This window comes from bacterium, assembly GCA_029210545.1.
Lineage (GTDB): Bacteria > BMS3Abin14 > BMS3Abin14 > BMS3Abin14 > BMS3Abin14 > JARGFV01.
The window spans coordinates 1-8216 of sequence record JARGFV010000106.1; the positions used below are offsets into that span (position 1 = coordinate 1).

Genomic DNA, 8216 nt, shown 5'->3' on the forward strand with positions numbered 1-8216 from the left:
TTTTTGCGAAGTCATCAACTTTAATTGCCACACAGTTAGCTGACATCTCATCACCATCATGAATAATGCGGGCTAGGCGGCCCAGCACGACCAAGCTGGTCCAAAATGGAATTTTGGGCAATAATAGCGGGCGGCCATAATCAGTTAAAACCAACTGAACATCAAAAAAAGGAGCGCCCAAGATGCGTGTTGAACAGGGAAGAGCGTTCATCGGCAGGCTCCCATCCGGGGCCGATCTTCTGGAATCGCTGACTGCTGTCTGCCGTTATGAGAACGTGCGGTTCGGAGTGGTCACCGCCATCGGGGCCGTGTCCTCTGCCAGGCTGGGGTATTACAAACAGGATGAACAGGAGTATATGGAGTGCCTGAACATCGAAAAGGGCCTGGAGATCGTTTCCTGCCTGGGCAATATGTCCCTCAAGGAGGGCGAGATCTTTGTCCATACCCATGTCATCTTGTCCGACAAAGAGGGGCGCTGCTACGGTGGCCACCTGATGCCGGGTACCAGGGTGTTCGCAGCCGAATACTGCATCAGGGAACTGGTGGGTAAACCTTACAGCCGGGAGTGGGATGCAGTAACAGGTCTGGCATTGTGGCCCCAGGAATGATCACCTCTTGTTTAAAAGTCCCGTTCGGTGATCCCCTTGTCTTTTGGCAGTGTGTTGAGGAGGTGAAATGAGTATCCTTTTCATAGCACCCAGCGCGGAGATGGCCAGGACCGCCCGAAAGGTCTTTGCTGACGAGACCGATCAGATGGAGATCGTGGAGGCACTCCTGAGTACGGCTCTGCCCGTGGCGCGCCGGGCCCAGACCGGGGGCGTAGATACCATCGTCATCACCCGGGGAGGAACGGCCCTTCTGCTCAAGAAAGCGGGCATCATGGCGCCCATCGTGGAGATCCCCATCGCTGCGGAAGACATGGTCCAGGCCGTGGCCGAAGCCTGCCAGTTGGCGGGGAAGGATGATCCGCGTATCGGCGTGGTCGCCTTCCCCAACATGACCCTGGGCCTGGAAGCTTTCGCGCCCCTTCTGCGGATCGACCTGCGATACTATCCCCTGGAACTGGAAGAGGATGTTCACCAGGCCCTCGACTTAGCCCTGGCCGACGGTGTCGAGGTCGTTCTCGGTGGGGTGATCACGAGCAAGGTGGCCGAGGAGAGGGGGATACCAGCGGTCCTTTTACAGTGCGGCCCCAACTCTTTTCGGCTGGCTGTTCAGGAAGCCCAGAGGATCGTCGACGCCCGCTGGCTGGAAAAGCAGCAGGCAGAGGAGTTCAAGGCCATCCTCGATTACGCCCACGAGGGCATTGTGGCCATCAATCGTGAAGGGCGCATCACAGTATTTAACCCCGTCACCGAACGGCTCACGGGAGTTCATGCAGGTGATGCCCTGGGAAGACCGGCGCGGGATGTGATACCGGAGGCGCGTCTCACCGAAGCCCTGGCATCTGGCCGCCAGGAGCTCAGTGAGATGGTTTCCCTGGGGAAAACAGACATGCTTGTAAGCCGGGTTCCCATTATGGTCGATGGTCAGATCATGGGCGTTGTGGGAACACTCCAGGATGTCACCCGTATAATCAGAGCGGAATCGAAGATCCGTCAGGAAGCTAACCGCAAGGGCCACGTGGCCCGCTTCCGGTTCTCCGACCTTCGGGGGGAGAGCCCGGCGCTTATGGAGGCGGTGAGACTGGCAAAGGGGTACTCCGCTACCGATTCAGCCATCCTTTTGCAAGGAGAAACCGGCGTTGGGAAAGAGATCTTTGCCCAGAGCATCCACCATGAGAGCGGCCGCAGCAAAGGTCCTTTCGTGGCCGTGAACTGCGCTGCGCTGCCCGAGAGCCTTTTGGAAAGCGAGCTCTTCGGCTACGCGGAGGGTGCTTTTACCGGGGCCAGGAAGGGAGGCAAGCCGGGACTTTTCGAACTGGCCCACGGCGGGACCCTCTTGCTGGACGAGGTGAGCGAGATCCCCCTTTCCCTGCAGGGCCGCCTTCTCAGGGTTCTTCAGGAGAGGGAGGTGATGCGTCTGGGCCACGACAGGGTGATCAAGGTGGACGTTCGGGTTATCTGCGCCACAAACCGGGATCTTGACCGGCATGTAAAAGATGGCCATTTCCGTGTCGATCTTTTCTACCGCCTCAACGTTTTGAGCCTGCGCATCCCGTCGCTGAGAGAGCGCCCCGTCGATGTGCCTGTCCTGGTAGATCATTTCCTGGTGCGCCAGGGTGGAGAACCTCCTCACCTGAGCGAGGGGGCCATGGAACTCCTGATGAGCCATCCCTGGCCCGGCAACGTGCGCGAACTGGAGAACTGGTGCCACCGCCTCATGGTAACGGCAGACCATGGGAAAGAGGTCGGCACTCAGACAGCCGCCCGGCTCCTGGAGAGCAGTCAGCGTCAAACTCCTTCCCGCGATCGGAGTACGCCGGAGGAGATCCAAAGGGCGCTGCGCCAGGCCGGCGGCAATCTGCACAGGGCGGCCGAGATCCTGGGTATACACCGGGTCACTCTCTGGCGACGTCTCAAAAAAACAGGCCAGCAGAACTGATTGTTGCAATGCAACGCAACGTTGTGTTGCATTTTGTTGCACAGCTCCCCGCATTTTCCCCTTTCCAGGTATAAAGTTGTTTTGTAACAGCGTTTTATGTGTTTGTGGTTCTCTGGCACGCCCCTTGCTCTTATCCCTGCGCCCGTCCCTTGCAGGCGCGGACCCTGGTCCCCGTCTATTTTTCAGTTTAACCCTTTTCGAAAAGGAGGAAGTTCCATGAAGCGAGCGATAATCCTAGCGATCTCAGTCATGTTCGTCTTCAGTGCCGGCATTGCCTTTGCCGAGTACCCCGAGAAACCCATCACCTACATTATCCCCTTTAACCCCGGTGGGGAGTCGGATGTCACGGCCCGCTTCCAGGAGCCCATCCTGGAGGAGGTCCTGGGTGTGGATGTGAACGTGAACCACAAGCCCGGCGGCGGCGGCGCGGTCGCGTGGAGCGAGTTCCAGCGCACAGCGAAGCCTGACGGCTACACCGTCATCGGGGTCAATATCCCCCACATCATCGGCGGGCCCATGCTGCGCAAGAACTCGGGATACGAGACCGACGGCTTCGGCCTGGTCATGTGGTTCCACTTTACCCCCAACGCTCTTGTGGTAAACGCGAACAGCCCCTTCAAAACTCTCAAGGACTTCATCGACTACGCAAAGGAACACCCCAAGGTCATCACCGTGGGCGGCAGTGGCAGCTACAGCGCCAACCACCTGGAGATGTTGCGTTTGGAGCGTGAGGCCGGCATCAAGCTCACCTACATCCCGCACACGGGGACTGGTCCCCTGGTACCTGCTATCCTCGGCGGCCACCTCAGCGCCCTCATGACCTACTCCATGCCCCCCGTGCAGCTGGGGGACAAGGTCAGGGTCCTGGCTGTCGCCTCCGACGAGCGAGTCGAAGCCCTTCCGGACGCCCCCACTTTCAAGGAGCAGGGGTACGACATCGTGGGCGGAGCCTTCCGGGGCGTGGCCGCTCCCAAGGGAACGCCCAAGGCGGTTATCGACAAGCTGGCCGATGCCTTCACCAGGGCCAACAAGAAGATCGCCGAGAAACAGCTCCCCCTGGGGTTCGTCATGACCTACGCTACCGGGGATGACGCCACGGCTCTGGTGGAAAAGATGGGCAAGTCCTACAGCGACGTGATCAACGACATACTCGAAGAGCAGAAGAAGTAATCATCGGGTTTTAAAGCAGCAGCAGCCGCGAGAGGTCTCGGGAGGTCCAATGGAGCTTTTCTGGAAAGTGGTCACGGAGTTGATGAACCCCTTCGTTTTTTTCCTCATCCTGGGGGGAGTGACGTCGGGCCTCTTCGTGGGTGCCATGCCGGGGCTCACGGCTGCCATGGCCCTCGCGGTGCTGCTGCCTTTCACCTTCAAACTGCCACCGCTGCTGGGGCTGGTGGCCCTGGGCGCCGTCTACATGGGCGCCATCTACGGCGGGTCCTTTGCCGCCATTCTCGTCAACACCCCCGGAACCCCCTCATCCATCGCCACGGCATTCGAGGGGTACCCCATGGCCAAGGATGGGCGCGCCATCGAAGCCATAAGTATCGCCACCGTTTCCTCGGCTGTCGGCGGATTGGCGGGGGTATTCTTTCTGCTGGTTCTCTCGCCACCGCTGGCGCGCCTCTCCATCCAGTTCGGTTCCGCCGAGTATTTCTGGGTCGCCATGCTGGGACTCACCCTTATCGCCAGCCTCTCCCCGGGGTCAACGCTGAAAGGTTTCATGGGAGGGTCCTTCGGCATGGTCCTGGCCTCGGTGGGCGTGGCCCCCATCGGCGGAGAGAACCGGTTCACCTTCGGAATGCCGGTCCTGCAGGGCGGAGTGGAGATGATCGTGGCGCTTATCGGGTTCTTCGTCATCCCCGAACTGTTCAACATGGCGGCCCACGGCCGGGCGGCCCTGGTCGAGGTCACCATGGACTCCAGGAAGCGGGGCACCTTTTTCAGCGCCATCCGCACCGTGTTTTCCATGCCTGTCAACCTCATACGTTCGTGTATTATCGGCGAGATCGTGGCAATTATCCCGGGTGCCGGGGGCAGCATCGCCAACCTGGTGGCCTACAACGAGGCCAAGCGGGCATCCAAACACCCGGAACGTTTCGGCAAGGGGACCGTTGAGGGGCTTGTGGCCTCCGAGTCGAGCAACAACGTCACAGTGGCCGGAAGCATGGTGCCGTTGCTCACCCTGGGGATCCCTGGAGCTCCGCCTGACGCGGTCATCCTCGGGGTGATGCTGATGCACGGATTGCGGCCCGGCATGGACCTTTTCACCGTGAGCGGCGACCTGACCTACGCTTTCATCATTTCCATGGGGTTAGCCGCGCTGTTCATGGTCCCCGTGGGGCTGCTGGGCGGGAGGCTCATCTACCGGGTGATCGTCAAGACCCCTCACTACCTGCTGGTACCATCCATCGCCCTCGTCACCATTCTGGGCACCTACGCCCTGCGCAACAGCCTGTCCGACGTGGTTATCATGCTCCTGCTGGGTACAACCGGGTTTGTCCTGCGGGAACTGGAAGTGGAATCCGCGCCCATCGTCCTGGGTCTCATCCTGGGGGGAATCGCCGAAATGGGTTTCGTCCAGTCCATCCTGAGAGGCACCTCCCTGGACCACCCGTGGATGATGCTGTTCCAGAACAGACTTTCACAGATCATCATTTTCATGATGGTACTTTCCTTCGCCTCCCCCTACCTTTCGGCGGGATTCAGGAGGTTCAAAAGAGGTCCTGAGGAGCTGTTAAAGGATGAAGGGGATTCTCCATGAAAAGGCAAACGAATACAGATCTTTTTGCAGGCATCCTCGGCCTGGTCCTGGTAGGCATCTTCTGGTACGGCCGGGGAGAAGTGGGCCACCTGAGCATCATGTTCCCCAATGCGATCCTGTTTCTCCTCGGGGTGTTCTCGGTGGCCCTGGTTGTCAAGGGCCTGGTGCGCCCGCACCGCCGGTCCGTTTTTTCCGAGGGTGACAGGGGCAAGATCCTCGGTACCGGCACAATCCTCTTTGTATGGGTGATCGCTATTCCCTATGCGGGTTTTTTCCTTGCCAGCGTTGCGGGGTTTTGGGGATTGACATGCTATCTGGCCTCCACGCACCGGAAGGTGACGCCGCTCCAGGCAGGTAAATGGTTATGTATTGTCCTGGCCGAGGTGACCTTTTTCTACATGATCTTCGCCAAACTCCTTTACGTGCCTCTTCCAACCGGGCTCTTTTTCTGATCCGAGCCGGGGGCCTGTGAATCCGGTCCACCATGAAAGGAAGTTAAAAAATGAGCAACAGCTATAAACTGACCCTGGTGCCCGGTGACGGTATCGGCAGGGAAATGATCCCGGAAGGGGTTCGGGTCCTCGACGCCCTGGCGGCGCAGCACGGTTTCAGCCTTAAGTACGAGGAGTTTCCCTACTCCTGCGATTACTACCGCGAGCACGGCCGCATGATGCCCGAGGACGGGATCGACCGAATGTCCCAGTGCGACGCCATTTTCCTGGGCGCCGTGGGGTATCCCGGGGTGCTGGACCACGTGTCCTTGTGGGGGCTCCTGATCCCCATAAGGCGCAGTTTCCAGCAGTACATCAACATACGGCCGGTCCGTCTCTTTCCGGGGGTCGTATCACCCCTGGCCAACCGGACGGCAGAGGATATTGATTTTGTCGTTGTCCGTGAAAACAACGAAGGCGAATATTCCGAGATCGGCGGAAGGATCTTCTCCGGCACAGAAATGGAATCGGTAAGCCAGATCTCCGTATTTACCCGAATCGGCGTGGACAGGGTTTTGAGGTACGCCTTCGAACTGGCCCGCACCAGGCCCCGGAAGAAGCTCACATCCGCCACCAAATCCAACGGTATCGTCCACACCATGCCGTTCTGGGATGAGCGGTTTGCCGCAATGGGGTCCGAATACCCGGACGTTGAGACCGACCAGTTCCACATCGATATCCTCACAGCCCACTTTGTTCGCAACCCCCACTGGTTCGACGTCGTTGTAGGCAGCAACCTCTTCGGCGATATCCTGAGCGACCTGGGCCCGGCAGTGGCAGGAAGCATCGGTATCGCACCTTCCGCCAATATCAACCCTGAGCGGGAGTACCCTTCCATGTTCGAACCTGTCCACGGTTCGGCTCCGGACATCGCGGGCATGGGGATCGCTAACCCCATAGCCACCTTCTGGTCCATCGTCATGATGCTCGATTTCCTGGGGGAGAAGGAGGCAGGAGAGCGGTTGATGGAAGCCATGGAGACAGTGACCGGTGTGGGCCGGGTAATGACTCCGGACCTGGGCGGGAAAGCCAGGACTGTGGACGTAACGGAAGCTGTGATAGCAGCCCTTGGAAACTGATCACTCGAAAAACCAGCAGGGGCAGGGAGGTTGAGCCGTCTGTAGGGGAGGGAACTGATGAAGATCGTCGACATCCAGGAACGAACCGCCTCCATTGCCTCGAGCATCCGGAACGCCTATATAGATTTCAGCAAGATGACGGTCTCGGTGGTGGCCCTGGTCACTGATGTCGTGCGTGACGGCAGACCGGTGGTGGGATACGGTTTTAACTCCAATGGGCGCTATGCCCAGGGCAGCCTGCTCCGGGAGCGGTTCATTCCGCGGGTGCTCGAGGCCGATCCCGCGACCTACGTTTCCGAATCCCAGGGCAACCTCGATCCTTTCCGGCTGTGGGACCTCATGATGACCAACGAAAAACCCGGAGGCCACGGCGAGCGTTCCGTGGCCGTGGGCGTTATCGACATGGCGATCTGGGACGCGGCGGCCAAGATCGAGGGAAAGCCCCTTTATCGGCTGCTCGCCGAACGGTACAACGAAGGAAGGGCCGACGACCATGTCTTCGTCTACGCCGCTGGGGGGTATTACTATCCCGGCAAGGAAACCGGGGAACTCAGGGACGAGATGAGCCGCTACCTGGATGGTGGATACAGCGTGGTGAAGATGAAGATCGGTGGAGCACCAATGTCGGATGATCTTCGCAGGATTGAAGCGGTCCTGAAAATGGTTTCCGAGGGAGAGCGGCTTGCTGTTGACGCCAACGGACGGTTCAACCTGGAAGCAGCGGTAGAGTATGGCGACGCCCTGACACCGTACGGCCTGCGCTGGTACGAGGAGCCGGGTGACCCTCTGGACTACCAGCTACATGCGGATCTCGCGGAGCAATACAATGGCCCCCTCGCCACCGGTGAGAACCTTTTTTCCATGCAGGACGCTCGGAACCTTCTCCGTCACGCGGGACTCCGCCCCGACCGGGATATCCTCCAGATGGACCCGGTGCTCTCCTACGGGCTCGTGGAGTACCTGAGGATGATCGAGATGATCGAGCAGATGGGTTGGTCACGCCGCCGGTGCATTCCCCACGGGGGGCACCAGTTCGCTCTCAATATCGCGGCTGGCCTTGGGCTGGGCGGCAACGAATCCTACCCCGAGGTGTTCGCGCCCTTCGGGGGTTTTGCGGACGATACGCCGGTGGAGGGGGGAATGGTGGGTCTGCCCGATCTCCCGGGAGTCGGTTTCGAGGCCAAGTCCGACCTGATGAACCTTATCCGTAACCTTTTCGACAGACGGTTCTGTGAGTAATAAACCGTGGACTGAAGTTTGATGGCTTCGCAAAAAGTCATCAACGCGCCCCGCGCGGGGCGCCCAAATCAATGACTCACCCCGTAAGTCATTGATTTGTAA

The 8216-nt window shown here is 59.4% G+C and carries 8 protein-coding genes; 7 read left to right on the forward strand and 1 reads right to left on the reverse strand.

All coding sequences use genetic code 11. The annotated features are described in order from the left end of the window. The coding region (locus tag P1S46_10130) for a hypothetical protein (protein ID MDF1536836.1) at positions 1-211 on the reverse strand (211 nt) is incomplete at its 3' end. On the opposite strand from P1S46_10130, the gene P1S46_10135 reads away from it, so the two are divergent. The 7 genes from P1S46_10135 to P1S46_10165 all read left to right on the forward strand — a co-directional run bounded on the left by P1S46_10135 (position 183) and on the right by P1S46_10165 (position 8114). Next, positions 183-608, forward strand: a complete 426-nt coding sequence (locus P1S46_10135; protein MDF1536837.1) for a DNA-binding protein — start codon at positions 183-185, stop codon at positions 606-608. The two genes, P1S46_10130 and P1S46_10135, sit on opposite strands and share 29 nt — an antisense overlap. A 67-nt stretch (positions 609-675) precedes the next feature. Then, the gene (locus tag P1S46_10140) at positions 676-2544 is read left to right on the forward strand and encodes a sigma 54-interacting transcriptional regulator (GenBank protein MDF1536838.1); all 1869 of its coding nucleotides are present in this window, start codon (positions 676-678) and stop codon (positions 2542-2544) included. A gap of 216 nt (positions 2545-2760) precedes the next feature. After that, positions 2761-3714, forward strand: a complete 954-nt coding sequence (locus tag P1S46_10145) for a tripartite tricarboxylate transporter substrate binding protein (GenBank protein MDF1536839.1) — start codon at positions 2761-2763, stop codon at positions 3712-3714. Positions 3715-3763: 49 nt separating this feature from the next. Beyond that, positions 3764-5305: a tripartite tricarboxylate transporter permease gene (locus P1S46_10150; protein ID MDF1536840.1), complete on the forward strand. Its 1542-nt coding sequence runs from the start codon at positions 3764-3766 to the stop codon at positions 5303-5305. Beyond that, a complete protein-coding gene (locus P1S46_10155; protein ID MDF1536841.1) occupies positions 5302-5757 on the forward strand; it encodes a tripartite tricarboxylate transporter TctB family protein in 456 nt (151 codons plus the stop codon). Before P1S46_10150 ends, P1S46_10155 begins: the two co-directional genes overlap by 4 nt. Positions 5758-5807: 50 nt before the next feature. Continuing rightward, positions 5808-6875 carry a tartrate dehydrogenase gene (locus tag P1S46_10160; GenBank protein ID MDF1536842.1) on the forward strand — a complete coding sequence of 356 codons (1068 nt, stop codon included), beginning with the start codon at positions 5808-5810 and terminating at the stop codon, positions 6873-6875. Positions 6876-6932: 57 nt separating this feature from the next. Continuing rightward, positions 6933-8114, forward strand: a complete 1182-nt coding sequence (locus tag P1S46_10165) for a mandelate racemase/muconate lactonizing enzyme family protein (GenBank protein MDF1536843.1) — start codon at positions 6933-6935, stop codon at positions 8112-8114. The last annotated feature ends 102 nt before the right edge of the window (positions 8115-8216 follow it).

Coding starts and splice junctions, on each gene's coding strand:
- P1S46_10160 (MDF1536842.1), top strand. CDS start 5,808: ATGAGCAACAGCTATAAACTGACCCTGGTGCCCGGTGACGGTATCGGC.
- P1S46_10155 (MDF1536841.1), top strand. CDS start 5,302: ATGAAAAGGCAAACGAATACAGATCTTTTTGCAGGCATCCTCGGCCTG.
- P1S46_10135 (MDF1536837.1), top strand. CDS start 183: ATGCGTGTTGAACAGGGAAGAGCGTTCATCGGCAGGCTCCCATCCGGG.
- P1S46_10140 (MDF1536838.1), top strand. CDS start 676: ATGAGTATCCTTTTCATAGCACCCAGCGCGGAGATGGCCAGGACCGCC.
- P1S46_10150 (MDF1536840.1), top strand. CDS start 3,764: ATGGAGCTTTTCTGGAAAGTGGTCACGGAGTTGATGAACCCCTTCGTT.
- P1S46_10165 (MDF1536843.1), top strand. CDS start 6,933: ATGAAGATCGTCGACATCCAGGAACGAACCGCCTCCATTGCCTCGAGC.
- P1S46_10145 (MDF1536839.1), top strand. CDS start 2,761: ATGAAGCGAGCGATAATCCTAGCGATCTCAGTCATGTTCGTCTTCAGT.